This window comes from Bacillus sp. PK6-025 (genome assembly GCF_056530265.1).
Genome location: NZ_CP096509.1, coordinates 1,353,163 through 1,372,340, shown reverse-complemented (window position 1 = coordinate 1,372,340; position 19,178 = coordinate 1,353,163). Strand labels below are relative to the sequence as shown.

At 48.0% G+C, this 19,178-nt stretch carries 19 protein-coding genes; 5 read left to right on the top strand and 14 right to left on the bottom strand.

Annotated elements, in window-relative coordinates:
* Nucleotides 1–14: 14 nt before the first annotated feature.
* The 8 genes from M1D67_RS07000 to ggt form a co-directional block, all read right to left on the bottom strand.
* On the bottom strand, nt 15–1,049 hold the full coding sequence (locus M1D67_RS07000) for a glycoside hydrolase family 88/105 protein (RefSeq protein WP_479831699.1): 1,035 nt from the start codon (nt 1,047–1,049) through the stop codon (nt 15–17).
* Between the two features lie 18 nt (nt 1,050–1,067).
* The gene (locus M1D67_RS06995) at nt 1,068–1,877 is read right to left on the bottom strand and encodes a carbohydrate ABC transporter permease (protein ID WP_243941130.1); all 810 of its coding nucleotides are present in this window, start codon (nt 1,875–1,877) and stop codon (nt 1,068–1,070) included.
* A gap of 87 nt (nt 1,878–1,964) precedes the next feature.
* The gene (locus M1D67_RS06990) at nt 1,965–2,882 is read right to left on the bottom strand and encodes a carbohydrate ABC transporter permease (protein WP_031305097.1); all 918 of its coding nucleotides are present in this window, start codon (nt 2,880–2,882) and stop codon (nt 1,965–1,967) included.
* Between the two features lie 34 nt (nt 2,883–2,916).
* Nucleotides 2,917–4,212, bottom strand: coding sequence for an ABC transporter substrate-binding protein (locus M1D67_RS06985; RefSeq protein ID WP_026579841.1), 1,296 nt, complete (start codon nt 4,210–4,212; stop codon nt 2,917–2,919).
* 145 nt (nt 4,213–4,357) lie between these two features.
* Nucleotides 4,358–5,524 (bottom strand): response regulator transcription factor, encoded by a 1,167-nt coding sequence (locus M1D67_RS06980; protein WP_186439853.1) that lies wholly within the window; start codon nt 5,522–5,524, stop codon nt 4,358–4,360.
* 2 nt (nt 5,525–5,526) lie between these two features.
* A complete protein-coding gene (locus M1D67_RS06975; protein ID WP_479831698.1) occupies nt 5,527–7,263 on the bottom strand; it encodes a sensor histidine kinase in 1,737 nt (578 codons plus the stop codon).
* Between the two features lie 13 nt (nt 7,264–7,276).
* The gene (locus M1D67_RS06970) at nt 7,277–7,921 is read right to left on the bottom strand and encodes a YesL family protein (RefSeq protein WP_479831697.1); all 645 of its coding nucleotides are present in this window, start codon (nt 7,919–7,921) and stop codon (nt 7,277–7,279) included.
* Between the two features lie 134 nt (nt 7,922–8,055).
* The gene (gene ggt / locus M1D67_RS06965; RefSeq protein WP_025811589.1) at nt 8,056–9,813 is read right to left on the bottom strand and encodes a gamma-glutamyltransferase; all 1,758 of its coding nucleotides are present in this window, start codon (nt 9,811–9,813) and stop codon (nt 8,056–8,058) included.
* Nucleotides 9,814–10,145: 332 nt separating this feature from the next.
* On the opposite strand from ggt, the gene M1D67_RS06960 reads away from it, so the two are divergent.
* The 5 genes from M1D67_RS06960 (at nt 10,146) to M1D67_RS06940 (ending at nt 13,028) form a co-directional block, all read left to right on the top strand.
* On the top strand, nt 10,146–10,763 hold the full coding sequence (locus M1D67_RS06960; RefSeq protein ID WP_023856737.1) for a DUF47 domain-containing protein: 618 nt from the start codon (nt 10,146–10,148) through the stop codon (nt 10,761–10,763).
* A gap of 12 nt (nt 10,764–10,775) precedes the next feature.
* Nucleotides 10,776–11,774 carry an inorganic phosphate transporter gene (locus M1D67_RS06955; protein ID WP_075212749.1) on the top strand — a complete coding sequence of 333 codons (999 nt, stop codon included), beginning with the start codon at nt 10,776–10,778 and terminating at the stop codon, nt 11,772–11,774.
* A gap of 109 nt (nt 11,775–11,883) precedes the next feature.
* On the top strand, nt 11,884–12,630 hold the full coding sequence (locus M1D67_RS06950) for a type II toxin-antitoxin system SpoIISA family toxin (RefSeq protein WP_023856735.1): 747 nt from the start codon (nt 11,884–11,886) through the stop codon (nt 12,628–12,630).
* Nucleotides 12,630–12,803, top strand: a complete 174-nt coding sequence (locus M1D67_RS06945) for a type II toxin-antitoxin system SpoIISB family antitoxin (protein WP_023856734.1) — start codon at nt 12,630–12,632, stop codon at nt 12,801–12,803. The genes M1D67_RS06950 and M1D67_RS06945 overlap by 1 nt, the downstream gene beginning before the upstream one ends.
* 93 nt (nt 12,804–12,896) lie before the next feature.
* Nucleotides 12,897–13,028, top strand: a complete 132-nt coding sequence (locus tag M1D67_RS06940; protein ID WP_023856733.1) for a hypothetical protein — start codon at nt 12,897–12,899, stop codon at nt 13,026–13,028.
* Between the two features lie 66 nt (nt 13,029–13,094).
* Here the strand turns inward: M1D67_RS06940 and M1D67_RS06935 are convergent, their stop codons facing one another.
* The 6 genes from M1D67_RS06935 to M1D67_RS06910 are packed head-to-tail and all read right to left on the bottom strand — an operon-like array spanning nt 13,095 to nt 19,114.
* Nucleotides 13,095–14,366: an MFS transporter gene (locus tag M1D67_RS06935; RefSeq protein WP_479831696.1), complete on the bottom strand. Its 1,272-nt coding sequence runs from the start codon at nt 14,364–14,366 to the stop codon at nt 13,095–13,097.
* 51 nt (nt 14,367–14,417) lie between these two features.
* A complete protein-coding gene (locus M1D67_RS06930) occupies nt 14,418–15,431 on the bottom strand; it encodes a zinc-binding alcohol dehydrogenase family protein (protein ID WP_479831695.1) in 1,014 nt (337 codons plus the stop codon).
* A 25-nt stretch (nt 15,432–15,456) separates the two neighbouring features.
* Nucleotides 15,457–16,305, bottom strand: a complete 849-nt coding sequence (locus M1D67_RS06925; protein WP_195257763.1) for an SDR family oxidoreductase — start codon at nt 16,303–16,305, stop codon at nt 15,457–15,459.
* On the bottom strand, nt 16,281–17,378 hold the full coding sequence (gene uxuA / locus M1D67_RS06920; RefSeq protein ID WP_035338920.1) for a mannonate dehydratase: 1,098 nt from the start codon (nt 17,376–17,378) through the stop codon (nt 16,281–16,283). The genes M1D67_RS06925 and uxuA overlap by 25 nt, the downstream gene beginning before the upstream one ends.
* A gap of 20 nt (nt 17,379–17,398) precedes the next feature.
* Nucleotides 17,399–18,415 carry a zinc-binding alcohol dehydrogenase family protein gene (locus M1D67_RS06915; RefSeq protein ID WP_479831694.1) on the bottom strand — a complete coding sequence of 339 codons (1,017 nt, stop codon included), beginning with the start codon at nt 18,413–18,415 and terminating at the stop codon, nt 17,399–17,401.
* Between the two features lie 12 nt (nt 18,416–18,427).
* Nucleotides 18,428–19,114, bottom strand: coding sequence for a GntR family transcriptional regulator (locus M1D67_RS06910; RefSeq protein WP_023856728.1), 687 nt, complete (start codon nt 19,112–19,114; stop codon nt 18,428–18,430).
* Nucleotides 19,115–19,178: the final 64 nt, after the last annotated feature.

Genomic DNA, 19,178 nt, shown 5'->3' with positions numbered 1-19,178 from the left:
TTCTTTTTCAATTTCTATTGGAACGCGCGCGACTTGGAGCGGACGACGTCTGCCAAAAACGTCAGGGCAAGCCCCTGTCCCCAGCCTTGAATCCGTTTATACGGAACGTCTTTGTATCCCTGTGCATCCCGCATCACTGCTGTGCCCGCTGAAACGCGTTCCACCCTTCCGTCAGGCGCGACCGCATCTGTTATGGCTGTGAGCGCCTTCTGAACGGATTTGTGGTATAGCGAGCCTCTGGACAGCAGGCCGGAAGCAATCCCCGCAGATCCCGACACTTCAAGATATGAATCAGGATCCGTCAGTACGGTGTGCCATAAACCAGAAGGATGCTGAAGCCTGACAAGCGCGCTCAACAAGTCTCGAAGTGAACCGTCAATGATCATGTATGAAGGATGCGTAACATCGATCAAAGGGAGCGCTTTAGCCATTGTCAAAGCGGCCCATCCGTTTCCCCTTCCCCAAAATATGCCTGACAGATTGTTTTTGGCCACATGGTCCCATCCGTGATAATAGAGATTGGTCTCCATGTCCTGCAAAAATTCCTCATGGCCGTGATACTGGCGCAGCCCGTCTTCAAAATATGCCTCGCTGCCGACAGTTTTGCCGATTCGGAGAAGGAACAAGCCCGCCATCATCATCGTATCGACCCATGCCTGTTCAGGGAATACATGTTTCTCTGAGTTGACGGTGTGCTGCAAAATCCCATCTGCGAACCGGGGCGCTTCGCGGAGCACATAGTCCGCCATTTGCCGAGCGGTGTCAAGATAACGGTCATCTCCTGTCGTCTGGTAGAGCGACAGAAGGGTATGGCCGATGGATACTCCGTTGATCGACAGCTTAGGCAAGCCGTCTTCAAGCTTTTCATCCGTCCAGTTTTTCAAAAGTTCGAGGTATTCGTCATTTTCGGTTGCTTCATACGCCTCAGCGACGCCGTAAAACGCGACGCCGCCCGGCCAATCCCATTCGAAATCCATCTGAAATGTCCGCTTGACGATTCTGTCGATCACTTCATTCAGTTTTTCTTCATCAAAAACAAGCTTTGTCATGCACTCTTCTCTCCCTTTTTATTTTAATCCGCTCATGCTGATTCCTTGGACGATCGATTTTTGAAAGACGAAAAACACGAGGATCACCGGGACGAGTGAGACGACTGACATCGCAAACATCGCCCCCCAGTTAGACGCCGTTTCCGTATCTAAAAACAGCTTTAGTGCCAGAGAAACCGGGTAAAGCTCCGGCTTGTTCAAGTAAAGAAGCGGATTAATCAGCTCCTCCCACTTCCAGTAAAACGAGAAGATGGCGGACGTCGCGAGCGCCGGTGCGATCAATGGCAAAATGATTCTGAAAAAGATGCCGAGACGGCTGCAGCCATCAATTTTTGCCGCTTCATCGAGTTCTACCGGGATCGTCCTGATGAACTGAATCATCAAAAAGATAAAAAACGCGTGCCCGAAAAATTGTGGAACAACGATCGGCTTGAATGAATTCAGCCAATCCAGTTTTGCAAAAATGATGTATTGCGGAATCATCAGCACCTCGTGCGGCAGCATCATCGTCACCATCATGCAGCTAAACCAAAATGCCTTCCCTTTAAATGGAATCCGTGCGAATCCGTAAGCGATGAACGCTGAGGACAAAACCGCACCGACCGTCGAGAGGCCGACGATGATAAGCGAATTTTTAATAAATGTGATGAACGGCTGTCCGGCGATCCCTTTCCAGCCCTCCGTGTAATTGGACAGGATCAAAGGATCCGGGATGAGCGAATGGGATGTGGCGAATATGCTCGCACTTTCTTTAAACGAGCTTGCGATCAGCCAGATAACGGGATACAAAAGGATGATCGCAAGACCGGCAGTCGCGATATGGAACACGAGCTGCCCGGCTCTTTTCTTTCCCGTTCCTGCGGGAAGCGGGGCAGGCGCCGCCCGCCCCGAAATGTCTTTTACCGGCTCCACCAGCTACCCCTCCTTCGATTCGTAATGCACCCATAAGGATGAAGTTTTGAACAATATGAATGTGACAAGGCCGATCAGGATGAGCATCACCCATGCCATCGCCGATGCGTAGCCCATTTGGAAAAAGTTGAAGGCCCGCTGGAACAAATAGAGAGAATATAGAAGCGTCCCGTCAAGCGGACCGCCTTCCCCTTTTGAAATAATGTAGGCCGGCGTAAAGGTCATGAAGGCTGAAATGGTCTGCATCACCAGGTTAAAAAAGATGATCGGACTGAGAAGCGGGAGCGTAATGAGAAAAAAACGCTGAAATCTGTTTGCACCGTCGACGCTTGCCGCTTCCTGATACATCGGCGGGATATTTTTCAATCCGGCAAGAAAGATCAGCATGGAAGAGCCGAACTGCCACACCGACAAAAGAATCAAGGTCCACAATGCGCTGGTCGGATCCTGATACCAAAGAATCTTCTTGTCAAATCCGAGGAAGAACAAAAGCGCATTGATAACACCGTCATTGCCGAATACATTTCGCCACATAATCGCGACCGCCACGCTGCCGCCGATAATGGACGGGAGATAAAAGAGCGTCCGGTAAATGCCGACACCTTTTTCGGCTCTGTTCAAAATCACCGCAATGAAAAGCGCAAACGCGAGGCGCAGCGGAACACCCGCGAGCACGTAATAAAACGTCACTTTCAGCGAGCCCCAGTACTTTTCATCATCTGTCAGCATCGCCTTATAGTTGTCAAGGCCGACCCATTTGGGCGGGGTGAACAGATCGTAGCTTGTAAAAGACAGAAACAGCGAGGCTCCCATCGGAATGACGGTAAAGCATAAAAATCCGATAATAAACGGGGAAATAAAGGCGTAACCCGCCAAATTGTCAATTCTATTTTTTCGCTTCACGTTCACTTCCTCCTGCATTTGATGAGCGGCCTTCCTCCACTTGCCCCGCTTATCATTGTTGATTTCTTTTCAGTATCGCGTCCGCTTCTTTTCTGAACTTCGCGGCTCCTTCTTCAGGCGTGATCTTTTTAAACAAAATCTGGTCTGATGTGTCTTTTAGCAGTTTGATAACTTCGGCGCTGCCGATCGGTTCAGGCGGTTCCGCTTCCCCCGCGGACTCCGAAGCCCGTTCGACATATTCGAAAATCTTTTTCTCCTCTTCACTCAGTTCTTTCTTCACCGTTTCCGCAATTTTGGAGGAAACCGGTACGCCTCTTTCTCCTTTGATCAGGGCATTGGCTTTTTCATTGTTAATAAAGAAGTCGATGAATGCAGCCGCTTCTTTTTTTTGCTCGGAGCTTTTCGGGATTGAAAACAGCATGCTCGGCCTTAAAAACAGCGCCTTTTCTTTCGCCTGTTCAGGAGGCAGTTTTAATGACAGAGGTGCATCGGTCAGCTGTGCGAACGCCGAAAACTGATTTGAATAATTCCATGTTGCAGCCGTTCGGCCTTTAACGATAAAATCGTCCTCCATTCCCTTCACTTGCGCGCTTTCATCAGGTGTCGGCGATGCTTTTTCATCAACGAGCTTCACCTGACGCTTGAAGTAATCGACAAACAGCTTGTCGTCTGAATAAGCAAGGCCTGTGCCGTCCTCTTTATAAAAGCGCTCGCCCTTCGTCCTCAAGTAATAAGGGAAAAAGACATCAGGCGGATGCATGCCGTTTGAACCGTATTGCCCCGTCTTCTCCTCGACCTCTAGCGCTAGGTTTTCAAAATCGGTCCACGTCCAGCTGCCGTCGTCAATTTCAACGCCCGCTTCTTTTAGCATGTCATCATTTGTAATCACCGACAGCACATTCACACCGAGCGGGAAGCCGTATAACTGATCACCGATTTTGCCGCCTTTGATCGTCTTTTCATCAATCGATTCGGTATTGATGGTCCCGTCCTTGACATACGGAGTCAGGTCTTCAAGCTGGCCTTTTTTTCCGTATTGGGATAAATACGCCATATCCATCTGAATCACATCTGGCAGCTGACCCGCCGCAGACATCGGGGCAAGCTTTTTCCAATAATCGTCCCAATTCGCAAACTCCGCTTCGATTTTGACATGCGGGTGTTCCTTTTCATACAGCTCGATAATCTTTGATGTATAATCATGCCGAGGCTGTCCGCCCCACCACGCGACCCTCAAGGTAACCTTCTTTTTGCCGTCCGCACCGGCCGCCTCTTCAGTGTTTGAACTGCATCCGAACAGGCCGAGCGTCAGCAAAACGCAAAATGAGAAAAACACAAATCTTCTCATCAACATTTCCCCTCCTTATTTTGTAAGTGCTTACATTTCATTTTAAATTCAACTTTTTGTCCCAGAAACTCAAAAAACAGAGAAGAATGTTAAAAAAACAGAGATTCCGTCAATACGCAAAAAACCGCCGAATATACCGGCGGCATTAAAACGTGTTTTCTTCTTTTTTTCGAAATTCTGACGGGGTGAGTCCTGTGTATTTTTTAAAAACAAGGCTGAAGTATTTCGGATTGTGGCCAAACCCCAGCTCCTCTGCCAGTGCGCCGATGGCCGTGTTTTTAGACTTCTTCATCTTCGCGATCGCTTTTTCGATGCGCACCTTTGCAACATAGCTTGAAAACCTTTCACCGGTTTCCTGTTTAAACAGCTTGCCGAGATAATCCGGATTCATGTACAGCATGTTGCGGGCTGCCCATTTCAGCGAAAGCTTCGGATTTGAGGCCTCCTTTTCGATGAGATCGAGCATCCTCCCGATTAAAACCGATGTCTCTCCTTCATGTTGGACGATCTGTGCGTATGCCTTTTCGTACATAGCGGAGGCTTCGCTGATACTGCCGCTTTCGCTGAGTGATGCTTCAGGTTCAAATTGAAGCAGATGGCGTGAAAGTTCTTGGACGCTTTTCATTTTTTCCTCAAGTACGGCAGGAGCGACTTTTCCGTCAACTGCACAAACAAGCACTTGTTGAACGCAGGCCGAAGCGATGACAGAACCGTTCAGCACCTCATCCGCAATGGACTCAACACCTTGGGCATAGTCTTTGTCATCCCCGTCCCGGACGGAAAACAGGATCAGTCTGATGACCTTTTGCTCTGAAAAAAAGCGCAGGCACGTTTCATCCTCGATGCGGCTGCCCGTGACCAGCTCTTTTAACATTTGCTTCATAAGATGCGGCTTCATCATCTCCAGATCATTTTTTACTTTTTGCGCCGATTCCTCTTTTTTCAGCTCGCCGATCACGCTTTGAAGCGAATCTGTAATGTGGTTTTCATTGCAGGGTTTGAGCAAATAATGTCTGACTCCGTATGACATCGCTTTTTTTGCATATTCAAACTGGCCGAAGCCCGTCAGCAAAATAAACCGGATTGACGGGTAGTCGCGGGACACTTTCTCGATCAGTTCGAGTCCTCCCATCCCGGGCATTTTAATATCGCTGATCACAATGTCCGGCCGCTCTTCCATAATCAGGCGGTAAGCGTCAATCCCGTTTTGTGCGGCTCCGATCAAAGACGTTTCGAACGAACTCCACTCGATCATGCTGGAGATGCCGTCGAGAATAATCCGTTCATCGTCCGCCAACAGCACTTTATACATCATCACACCCCGCTTTGAAATGGTATTTTAATTAACATTTCGGTTCCCTTGTTCTTTTCGCTTGAAATCGTCAAGCCGTACCCTTTGCCAAACATCAGCTGAATGCGCTCATCGATATTTTGCAGTCCGATTCCTCTGCCTCTTGTCCGGACAAGCTCTTTTCTCGCTTTTTCCAAAAAGTCTTCATCCATGCCCGGTCCGTTGTCGGTAACCGTTAAATATACAAACCCGCCTTTTTTATATGCTTTAATGTGAATATGGCAAGGTTCAATGAAGGGCTCGAGACAGTATGTAATCGCATTTTCAGCCAAAGGCTGGAGGACAAGCTTTGGCACGCGGCATTTTTTCACCGCCGGCTCAATGTCGAGTTCAAAAACGAGCCGCTCCTCAAAGCGAAAACGCTGAATGGTAAAATAGTGAAGCACAATTTCAGCTTCTTCCTCGATCGTCACCACGTCGTTTTTCATATTGATGGCATTCCTGAGCAAAAACCCGAGGGATTCCGTCATCTTTGAAATTTGCGGCTGACGGTTCGTTTTTGCCAGCCAGTTGATCGACTCGAGCGTGTTGTATAAAAAGTGGGGGTTGATTTGCGCTTGGAGCGCTCTGAATTCCGTCTCTTTCAGCATCAGCTGCTTCTCGTAGTTCGCGGCAATCAGTTCATTGATCCGTTCAACCATTGTAAAAAAGTTGCGGTTTAAGACGCTGACTTCATCCTGCCGGTCTGAAGGAGCACGAGTGAGCGGCGCCAGTTTAAAATCGCCGGTTTGGACATTTTTCATGGCTGCCACCAGCTTCTCAATCGGACTCGTAATGCCCCTGGCCATTTTCCTCCCAAAGAGAACCGCAATCAGAAAGAAGAGAATAAAAAGGGAAATCAGGATCGTCTTCATCGCAGAGATTTTCGAAAACATCGCGTCAAAAGGGATCAGGCTCCAATACGTCCAATTCTTATACGCTGATTTGACATATGAAACGAAAAAGCGCTGGCCGTTTTCCTCCACAATGTCATATCCGTTTTCTGCGTGAGAAGATAAACGTAGTCCATCGGTTTGGCTGAAAGGCATTTCAGAAAAAAACAGCTCCCGTCCGTCCGACATCGCAATCTTTCCCGCGCCTTCCCCCCAGTCTTTCGGAAGGTCGCCGATCACCCGTTTTAAATCGGCGACAATCACCACTGTTCCCAGATGGTCAAGGTTTAAACGCTCATAGGAGCGAATTTCCCGGACGGATAACAGCTCGCCGGTTTCACCCGGCATAGGCTCCCACGTGTTGCCGCCTTTTTGGCGCGACGCTTTTTCGATCAGCGCATTCTTTTGCTCCCGCAATGCTTCGGTTAAATTCGCACCTGCGGAATACTCGGTGCCGGAAGCATCAAACAAATGAATCGATTTAATGTACCGCTTAGAGCCGGTATATTCGGCAAGCTTATCCCAGATTTTGCTTTTCATCCGGTAGGTCACGTATTTGTTTTGGCCGCGGCCGGCTTTCAGAAGGTTCGCTTGGATGGCGGCGTCAGTGGTCAGTTGATATGACACATCCTCAATCTTTTTCAATTCATCTTCAATGCTTTTTGATGATAACATCAGCACCTGTGACGACTTCCTGTAAATCTGCTGGTCATAGACACGGAACGCGTATTGAACGCCGCTCAAGATCAAGATGAGCGAAACAGCCATGATCAATGAAATCAAGATAAACAATTGATCTTTAATTTTTAAATGCTGATACCGGTTCACCGAACGAACACCTTCATTTCAAGCGTGTGACGGCAGCCTGTTTATCTGTCTGGCGCCCGTCTATTGCGCGGAACGCCTGAAACGAGAGCTTCGTCAAAATGAAGCTTAAAGCGCTGCCGCTGAAGAATAGAAGAAATGTGACATGAAATAAAGCGAGCAGAATCATGCCAAACGCGCTGATCAGCATGAAAAACGAGGTGAGCGGACGGGAAAAGCCGATGATAAAGCTGTATTTCAGCACTGCAATCCGTTTTAAATCGTAGTGGACATCAATTGGAAAAGCGTAAAAGAGGATGATGGCGTAAATGATAAACAAACTGATGAACAGACTTAAGACAACCGGCTGATCGTGAAAATAGACGGCCGCAATTTGAAAATCAACAATCAGCAATAAACCGACCAGACCCAATATCAAACCGAGAACGCTTGCTTTGGCCCATTTCTTTTTAAACGCCTGATAAAACGTCTGAAACACCGGGATATCCATCTTTCCCAGCGCCCACTGTCTTGTCACAGCGAACATCGCGGCAGTCGCCGGCGCTAAACCGAAGATGACCGCTCCCGCCAGCGTGAAGCCGATCCACAACAGATTCAAATAGGCGAGCCGCATCACCCACTCGCAAAAGCGGTAAAATCCATTTGCCAACGTGTGAATCATGGTCTCCCTCCTTCGCAACTTAGTAAACGCTTACAAAAAATATATTTCTCTTCTTTCGAAAAAAATCCTCTTTTCCCCGCTGACAGACGGAAGAAGGCTTGATCTAAAAGCCTTAGACCAAGCCCTTGCTTCCGCTATTTAGCCGATGTCTTAATGTTGACGCCGACCGCCGTCCCGTTTCTGCTTGAATCGGCAACCCCCATAAACGTTCTGTTCTCCCGGTCAATGAAAATACTTTGGACATTGCCGATATCAACCGGATTCGCACCGAATCTGTGGCCGAAGTCATTGAGCTTCAGTCTGACATCCTCCGGCATTCCCGATTCATAGCGGTAAGAAGTCAGGCTGTTCGTATAGATTCTCGGCTCTTCAATCGCATCCTGAAGGCTCATGCCGTACTCAAAATAATTCAAGATCGTCTGGAAAACGGAAGCAATGATCGTCGTTCCTCCCGGGGAACCGACAGTCAGCACCGGTTTTTCGTCTTTAAAAACGATCGTCGGCGTCATGCTTGAAAGCGGCCTTTTATTCGGCTGAACTTCGTTCGCTCCGCCTGGAACCGCATCAAAATCGGTCAGTTCATTGTTTAAAAACAGTCCGTACCCGGGCACTAAAATCCCCGTTCCAAAAAGCTGTTCAATCGTAGTCGTATAAGAGACAACATTGCCCCACTGGTCCGTGACGGTAAAATGCGTCGTCTCCCCGATCGTCTTATCTTCAGGCTGAGGCACGATCTCATAATTCGGCTCTCCCGCCTCGTATTTCCATGGATCGCCTGCTTTCACATCGCGGTTCATCGAATCAAGGCTGATCAGCTGCTGCCGCTCCTTAATATAATCGGGATCGAGCAGCCCTGAGAGCGGAACATCGACAAATTCCGGATCGCCCGCATATGCCGCCCTGTCCGCATAGGCGAGGTGCATCGTTTCCGCGAGCAGATGATATTTTTCAAATGATTTTGGATCGTATTGGGATAAATGAAAATCATCAATCAATTTCAGCATCTGCAGCATGAACACTCCGCCTGAACTTGGAGGAGGCATGCTTGCGATATCATAGCCGTGGTACTCGCCCCAGATCGGCTTATCTGTTGTGACCTCATAGCGGGACAGGTCATCAGGTGTCATCGAACCCCCGAAATCCTGCACGACATCTGCTATCGCCCGGCCGATTTCTCCATCATAAAAGGCTTTTGACCCTTCTTTCCGTATTAATTTAAACGTCTTGGCCAAATCCTTTTGTACGAGGATATCACCTTCTTTCAAAGGTTCACCGTCGGGAAGGAAAATATCCTTTGCGGCCGTTTTGCTGAGCTTGTCCTGATGGTCCTTTATCGCATCGGCCAAAACCGAATCGATCGGGAACCCTTCTTCTGCAAGCTTAACGGAAGGCGATATCAAGTCTTCCATTTTCTTCGTTCCCCACTTTTTATGCGCTGCTTCGAGCCCTTTCAGCGTTCCCGGCACACCGACCGCATTTCCGTGTCTCGACCTTTCTGAAAAAGGAATCACCTTTCCGTCTTCATCCAAAAACATGTCAGGTTCGGCACCCTGTGGAGCACGCTCCCTGCTGTTGACGATCGACGTTTCCTTCGTCTCGCCATCGTAGACCATCATGAATCCACCGCCGCCGATTCCCGACATCATCGGCTCCGTTACATTCAGAGCATACTGAATCGCAATTGCTGCATCAATGGCATTCCCGCCCTTTTTCAACACCTCGGCTCCGATTTTTGATGCAAGCGGATGGGCCGTAGCCACCATACCGTCTTTCCCGACGGCGACTTTATCACCATCTCCGCCGCTCATAACCCCTTCTGCTTTTGACACCGGACTGAAAAAGCAACCAACCGCCAAGCACATCGCAACAACTAAGAAAGCTAACCGTCTCATCAGATCACCTTCCTTTCCAGTTTATTACTACTATAACAGGAAAGCGAACTGAAAATAAGGAAAACTCCCAATTTTCTATTTTTTTGAACCCAAACTCCCAAATTCCTCAAAAAAATCCTGTCATTCGTTCTTTTGACACAATTAGCTGAAAGGAGAAAACGCCTATTATCATCATAAAATCCCGGATGGCAGCTGGTGCTTGCGCCCACCTAAAAGATGTGAATATCTAAAAATTAAATGGTTTTTTTCGACTGCACCTGTTTTTTTTCGACAAAAAGTTATATAATATTTTGATGTGTGCATTGTCTCATTTAAACAATGGAGGGTTACAAATGTTGAAAAGAAAAAAAGACAAGTTTTCCGTGCTTTTGACGGAAATTGCAAAAAATTTAGACGAAACAGCTGAGTATTTTGTTAACTATAAAGTGACGAATCAGACAACCCTTAAAGAATTCGCGGATACCTTAAAAGAGTATGAGACAAAAGGAGATAATTATGTACATACGATGATTAAGGAGCTGAACAAAGCATTTATCACGCCGATCGAACGCGAAGACATCCTTCAGCTTACAAACAGCCTCGATGATGTACTCGACGGTATCGAACACTTTTCAGCCATGATGGAAATCTTCTCGATCACATCTTCAGATGAGCATATTGATAAATTCAGCGGCTATATCAGAGAATGCGCAAAAGAAATTCTGTTGACAATTGAATTGCTGGCGGAAAATCGCCTGACAGAAATTCAGCCGCACGCCATTAAAATTAAAGAATACGAACATAACTGCGATAACCTGCACCGCAAATCGCTGAAGAATCTTTTCGGGAAAGAGACCGATCCGATTAAAGTGATCCAGTACAGGGAAATCTATGAGACGCTAGAAGAAATCGCAGATTCATGCCAAAGTGTAGCAAACAATTTAGAAACCATCATAATGAAAAATGCGTAACGAGGGATTATAATGGATCTTTTATTTGTATTAACCATACTGATTGTCATCTTTGCTTTGGCATTTGACTTTATCAACGGTTTTCATGATACGGCAAATGCGATCGCCACCTCGGTATCGACAAAAGCGTTAAAACCAAGGCACGCCATTATAATGGCGGCAGTTATGAACTTCGCCGGCGCCATGACGTTCACAGGCGTAGCGAAAACCATTACGAGCGACATCGCCGACCCTTTCAAACTGGAAAACGGATCGGTCGTGATCCTTGCAGCTCTTATCGCAGGCATTACATGGAACCTGGTGACTTGGTATTTCGGCATTCCCAGCAGCTCATCCCACGCGATCATCGGAGCGATTGCCGGAGCTGTCATCGCATCGGAAGGATTCGCCGCGATTAAATACCACGGATTTATTAAAATTATCGAAGCACTTATATTATCGCCCATTTTGGCGTTTGTTTTAGGATATTTGATCTACAGCATCGTCAAAGTCATTTTTAAGAACAGCAATCTGGCCAAAACGAATAAGCGGTTCCGTCGCGTTCAAATCGCGACAGCTGCCATACAATCCTATACACACGGCACGAACGATGCACAGAAAGCGATGGGTATCATTACGATGGCTTTAATTGCGGGTAACTTGCACAGTACAACTGACATCCCGTTCTGGGTGCAGCTTGCATGCGCCACAGCCATGGGACTCGGAACATCTGTCGGCGGCTGGAAAATCATCAAAACCGTCGGCGGAAAAATCATGAAGATCCGTCCCGTCAACGGTGTCTCTGCAGATTTGACGGGAGCCCTCATCATCTTTGGTGCGACGATCGTCCATTTGCCTGTCAGCACGACACACGTCATTTCTTCATCCATTTTAGGCGTAGGCGCTTCCCACCGGGTGAAAGGCGTAAACTGGGGCACCGCAAAGCGGATGTTGATCACATGGGTCATTACCCTTCCCATTTCGGCAACCATCGGTGCATTTGCCTATTTCATACTAGATTTATTCTTTTAATCAGCACACTCCCGTCCGAATCCAGGACGGGAGTTTTCATGTTTAAAAGAAAGCCGGCATAACAATAGAATAGGAACTGCACTATTTCTCGGGAAGAGGGAAACCAGTTATGCTGCTATTTTATCAATTCCTTGTTTGGCTCATTGTATTGGCGCTGGCTCTGTATGTGGCTGCCGTGTGGCGTTTTGAAAAAAAGCTCACCGAAAAAACGGTCGCGATCCGAAAAACTTGGTACCTGCTTTATGTTATCGGCGCCGTGATTTATTGGACGCACGATCCGCAGTCGATTTTCACAAACCCGCTTCATTACTTGATCGTTGCCGTTTTTTTCACGCTGACAGACGCTTTTATTTTCTTAAACGCTTACTTTAAAAAGCTCGGCAGCTCCGAACTCGCGACAGACACAAGAATGCTTCTCGAAGAAAACAACGACCTCCTCCACACATATCAAAACAGGCTGAAAACGTTTCAATACCTATTGAAAAACGAACCGATCCACATCTATTATGGAAATATAGAAGCATATGCAGAAGGGATCGAAAAGCTCATCAAACGGTTTGCCGAAAAAATGAATATATCCGCTGCACTTTGCGAATATAATTCAGAAGAAAGCAAGGATCATTTGCTTGAGCATATGGAAAACCGCTTCGATGTTCAAGAAAAGCTTGAGCGCAAAGACGTTTATTATGAAGAAAACGGAAAAATGGTCCTCATTCCTTTTTCCATCCACGATTTTGACTATGTCATGAAGTTAACCTCAGAAGACCTTGTCACAGAATTTGACTACCTCCTGTTTACTTCTTTAACAAGCATCTATGATCTTCTGCTACCAAACGAAGAGGACGGTGACGACTGATGGAGCCTGCTTTTCAGCAAGACCATGAAAGCGCAAAAAAGCGCCTCGCCTTTAAAATGTTTAAAAAACAATCCAAAACCAATATCGCGAAATACGAAGTCAGCCCCCATACCGAACGGATTTTCCGGCAAAACGAACGGCTGATCGGCGAGTATAAAAGAAAAAAAGCTTAACGAGGACGGGAAAATTCTCCCGTCCTTATTCCGTTTTCCCGTTTCATACATACAATAAACCAATCAACTAAAAGCGCTGAATTAGGTGATGCTGTGAAAAAACTGAAAAAACAAGTCAAACACGTCGATTTCGCAAAATTTGGCCTGTCAGACTATACCTCTCTTCTCAGAAGAAGAAGCGAGAAAATCATTAAAACGCTGAACAAAAGAAAAAACAAACCGTGAAGCCTGAACTTTCAACCTCCTTCCCTGCTGAGAAGGGGGTTTTTTATGCCTTCAGCAGTATGTGCATCATAAAGGATGCCCCTGTCCGCCTTCTGCAACAGATTGAGGCAGCTTCTCAGAACGTATCGGTTTCACAAACAAAGCGACGCAAATAGAACCTGCCACCGCCAGCCCTCCAGCAAGCAAAAAAGCGCTTGTGAAAGCCCCGGTATACTCGACGATGTACCCTGTAACGGTCGGACCGATAATACCGGACGTATTGGCAAGAAAGTGCATGAATCCGCTCACGCCCCCGACCCTGTCCGGATGAACGATATCCTGTATAATCGCCCAGTATGTGATGCCGGTCAAATACAAAAAGAAAACCGATAGTGCGACAAGGGCAACAGCTCCAAACGCAGTCGTGACAAGCCCGGCAAATCCAATGCATACCGCCGCAGCCAAAAGGCAGCACACAAGCACGGCTTTTCTCGAAAACATCTGTTTGCCCGTCAGCCTGAACAGATAATCCGATATAAATCCCCCAAGCGCGAGACCGAGAAATCCGACAACCCACGGTATCATCGTTGCAACGCTCATATCGTGTATGCTCAGCCCCCGGGCTGACGTTAAATAGCTCGGAAACCACGTTAAGAAAAAGAATAAAATATAGTTGTAAGAAAAGAATGCGAACGCCGTAAACAGCACGGTCGGCTGCTTCAAATAAAAAGACAGCGGGATGCCGGTATCCTTTTTCGGACGCGCTTCTTTTTCAGGGGACAAACTGCGGGAGTCGTCCGGCTTATCTTTCATGAATTTCATCCAGAACCAAGTCCAGATAAGCCCGATGATCATGATCAACACAAAGGAAGCCTTCCACCCCCAATGGATCGCGATCAATCCGACGATCGGTCCTGAAATGGCTCCGCCGAGCGGCGTTCCGCACATCGTCATGCCAAGCGCCCTTGCTCTTTCTTTTTGCGGAAACCAATTGTTGACCGACTTGCTCGTTGCAGCTGACAGCGGACCTTCCCCCATGCCGAAAATGACGCGGATGATAAACAGTGAGACGAAATTATATGTCAGTACAATGGCCCCGCTGAAAACCGACCATACGACCATTGCAGCCGACAGCGTATGTTTCGCTCCATACTTATCTGATGCCCAGCCGCCGATAAAATTAAAGATGGCATATCCGATGAAAAAACTGCTGAACAACATGCCCATCTGCGCCGGACGTATGTTCAAATCTTCCTGAATAAAAGGAGCGGCGACAGACAATGCTGAACGATCCAAATAATTAATCACTCCCGCCAGAAAAAGCATCACGATGACAAACCCGCGGCCGTTTGAAAACATGGGCAACCCCCTCTTTCCGGAATTTAGAAAACGCTTTCATTTTGTGTGGTATTACAGATGGATCAACACTTTCACAGGATTGGTTTCCGGAGCAAGTGCTGATTGAAATCCGTCAACAACATCGCGGAACGCAATCTGTCCGGTAACAAACCGGTTCGCATCCGCTCCGCCATCCCTGATGGCTTTTATCACCGTCTCAAAATCGCTTCTTAATGCGTTGCGGCTGGATAAAATGGTCAGCTCCCGCTTGTGGATTTCAGGATCGGGCATGACCAGATGGCCGTGAACCAGCCCAACATAGATCAGCCGGCCCCCGTGTGCGGCGTACTGATAAGCGCTGTTCATCGATCCAAGGTGCCCTGTCGCGTCAAAGACAGCCGCCGGATAGTCGCCGTTCGTCAACCGTTTGATCTCATCCGCCGCATGTTCTCCCGCTAATACAACTTCATCGGCTTCAGCCCATTCACGGCTAAATGTGAGGCGCTCATTCCTGACATCCATCGCGATGACTTTCGCCCCCTTCAATTTTGCGAATCTCATCACGCTGAGCCCGATAGGACCCGCTCCAACGACAAGCACCGCTTCCCCTTTTTTGATATTTGCCCTTTCTGCAGCGTGGACGCCGATGCTCAAACATTCAATGACAGCAGCTTCGCTGAGCGTCAATCCTTCTGTTTTTAACAGGTGGTCTGCCGGGATGTTTATGTATTCCCGCATGCCCCCGTCTGTATGAACACCGAGGACGTTCAGATTCACGCAGCAGTTGGGCCGGCCGTGCCGGCAGGCGATGCATGTTCCGCATTCCAAATAAGGAATAATTGACACTTGATCGCCAGGCTTAAGCGTTCCGCCGGTATCATCGATGCTGACAATTTCACCGGACAGCTCGTGTCCGAGCACCCTTGGATAAGAGAAAAACGGCTGTTTTCCGCAATAAGCGTGAAAATCGGTCCCGCAAATTCCGATCCGTTTGATGCGGACCAATGCTTCCCCATCCTTAAGTTCCGGTATTTTCACATCCGTCATTTTAAAATGATAAGGCTTTTCACACACAATCTGCTTCATGTATCGGCCTCCTTTATCGCATCGTTTAGACACCGGCATAAGCCGTAAACCCGCCATCCACCGGCACTGTTATACCGGTAACAAATCCGGACATATTCTCATCCGCCAGCCAAAGCAGCGTCCCCAGCAAATCTTCCGGGCTGCCGAAACGCTTCATCGGGGTGTGAGAGATGATCTTCTTTGCTCTGTCGGTAAATTCGCCGTTTTGATCAAGAAGAAGCCGTTCATTTTGATTGGTTAGGAAAAATCCCGGGGCAATGGAGTTGACCCTAATCCCCGTTTCGGCCAGATAGACGGCCAGCCATTTCGTGAAATTGTCGATGCCCGCTTTCGCAGCGCTGTAAGCAGGCACTTTCGTCATCGGAGTTTGAGCGCTCATTGAAGAAATATTGATCACGGATGCCCCTTTTTGGTTCAGCATCATTTTTGCAAATTGCTGTGTTGGAATGAAAGAACCGAGGAAGTTTAAATTGAAAACAGAACCGACATCATCGCAGTTCAGATCAAATAATGTCTTGATGTTGTCCTGGAAGAGGTGCTCGGAGTTGAATGTTTCATCTGATGTCGTGCCATTGGGGTGATTGCCGCCGGCCCCGTTCACCAATAGATCACAGCCGCCGAATCGGTCGGCCACAATGCGCTTCGCCCGTTCAACGCTTCGTTGATTGATGACATCACACTCAACGGCAATCGCTGCGCCGCCGGCTTTTCGAATAGCTTCGGCCACGAGTTCTCCTTTTTCAACGGTTCGATTAAGAATGGCAACATTCATACCCTGCCGGCCGAGCTCTCTCGCCATCGCGCCGCAAAGCACCCCGCTGCCACCTGTGATGACCGCAGTTTTTCCCGCTAAATTTTCATGGATTTCAAGCATTGTGAAGCCCCCTGTTCTTCTCTATTAAGCGAATCCCATATGCCCCATAAATACATGATACCGAGCGCCCTGTCATACAGTCCGTAGCCGGGCCTGCACTTTTCATCCCAGATGTGGCGGCCGTGATCCGGACGTACATAGCCTGAAAAACCTGTTTCATGGTAGGCTTTGACAATCCCGCAAATGTCAACGGTGCCATCTTTTGTTCTGTGCGATGTTTCGATAAAATCGCCGTTTTCGTAGACTTTGACGTTGCGGATATGGGCAAAGGGAATCCGGTCGGCATACGCACGGATCATGGCGGTAAGATCATTTTCGGGATTTGCGCCCAATGAACCGCTGCACAGTGTCACACCATTAGCCGGATGATCGACAAGCTGGAGAAGCCGACCGATGCTTTCTCCTGAGGTCATGATGCGCGGGAGTCCGAAAACCGGCCACGGCGGATCATCGGGATGGATCGCCATTGTGATTCCGCAGCGTGCGGCGGTTGGAATGATGTGTTCAAGAAAATAGTGAAGATGGCTCCACAGATCCTCCTCCGTCACATTTTGATAGGCTTCAAACAGCCTTGTCAGATGCTCCAGCCGCTCCGGTTCCCAGCCCGGCATCGTGAATTCGGGATGCTTGGCGATTTGATCGACAAGCGCAAAAGGATCGATTGTGTGCACCTTTGCGTGCTCATAAAACAGAGCGGTGGAACCGTCTGGAGCCTTTTTGTATAAATCGGTCCGCAGCCAGTCAAATACAGGCATAAAATTGTAGCAGATCACTTTTACGCCGGCTTTGGCCAAATTTTCAATCGTTCGCTTGTATTTTTCAATATACAGATCTCTCGTCGGCAGCCCGAGCTTAATATCCTCATGAATGTTAACGCTTTCAACAACTTCAATGTGAAAACCGTGCTGTTCACACTGCCGCTTCACTTCTAACATTTCTTCCAATGGCCACTCTTCACCTGGCGGCTGATGATGAAGCGCCCAAACGATCCCCTCTACACCGGGAATTTGCCTGATCTGCTCAAGGGTGACGGAGTCGTTTCCTTCTCCATACCATCTGAAAACCATTTTCATCACACTTCCTCCTCACCGATTCAATAAGATAAAATGATCTTTGTGACCTGATGGGGACAGTTTTTCGCTTTTTTCAACGCCTCTTCTATTTCTGTAAAAGGCATGATCTCAGTGACAAAAGATCGGGCTATTTCGGGGTTTTCATTCAAAAATTGAATGACGTCGGGAAATTGATTGACACTGTGTTTTGTTCCGTAAATTTCAATATCTTTCTTTGTGAGAAGAAGACCCGGAATCGTCACATTTTCCCCCGTTAAGCCGACAATGACAATGCGCCCGGCGGCAGCTGCCAAATGGACGGATTGCTCAATCGTCGCGGGAATCCCGGCCGCTTCGAACACAATCCCCGCTCCTTCTCCGTCTGTCAGCTTCAGAATCATTTGCTCGGCATCCTCTTCACCAGGCTGTATAACGGAATCCGCACCGAATGCTTCGGCAAGCTCAAGCCTTTCCCGTACGGGATCGACAGCGATTACACGGGAGTCAAAGCGCTTTTTAAGCTGTGCCAAAATCGTTAACCCGATCGGACCCATTCCCAATATGACAATCGTTTCGCCTGTTTGAATAGCTGCCCGCCGAACCGCCTGCGCTCCGATGGAAAACGGCTCGCACAACGCTGCGGCTGCAAAATCCATTTGCTCAGGAATCGGATGGACATGCGTTTCCGGGACAATGATAAAATCAGCGAAGCCTCCTCTGCGAACCGATCCGATCATATCGATGTTCACACAGGCGTTTGTCCTCCCTTTCCGACAAGGGTAACAGCCTCCGCACGGAATAGCCGGTTCAATTACGACCCTTTCGCCCGCGGATCGCTCCCTCACCCCGGCCCCCGTTTTTTCAATGATGCCTGCGAGCTCATGACCAAAAATCTGAGGGTACTGTGCATATGGATTTGAACCGTCGTAAAAATGCACATCACTGCCGCAAATCCCGGCGGCCTTTACCTTGACAAGGACTTCGCCGCTGGCCGGTTCGGGACGCGGAACGTCGCGAAATTCAATTGAAAATGGCTTCGTCATCACCGCAGCTTTCACATCACCACTCCTTTAAAAGCGCTTACTTTTGAAATAACCGGGAAACTCATTAATGAGCATCTGTTTATCGACGATGACCAGCTGCAAATGCTCCTCGGCAATTTTCTTAGCTTTCGCCTTCTGTTTTGTTCGAATCGCTTCTGTTAATGCCCCGTGCTGCTGATGAATGGTATTCCAGTTAAAATCGGCGGCAAGCCTTAATAAACGGATTCTTTGGAAGGGAACGTTCATCTGCTGAATCGCAGCCCAAACATTCGCTTTTCCGCAGCCTTCAAAAATCGCCTGATGAAAAGCTTCATCCAATTCAAACAAACTTTCATAGTTTTTCTGTGCAATCGATAATTCCTGCATCTTCACATTCTGCTCCAACTTAAACATAGCTTCCTCCGGAAAGTCTTCACACGCCAGTTCAGCTACAGCCTTTTCCAGGTTTTCCCGCATAAACCTCGCTTCCTCCACCAGATCAAGATCAATTAGCGATACGCGGGTTCCTTTCTGCGGATAGACTTCGAGAAGCCCTTCTCTCGACAGCTGCAAAAAAGCCTCTCTGACCGGAGTGCGGCTGACTTCATACCGTTCTGAAATCTCTTTTTCCGATATCAGCTCACCCGGCACAAGCCGAAACTTCATGATTTCTTCCTTCAGCATCTGATAGATTTGGTCTCTGACAGACCGCGGGTTTAACTGTTTCATTGTCATGACTCTCACCTCCTCTCTGCCATACTACCATACAAGTATGGTTGTGAATATATATTTTTGAAAA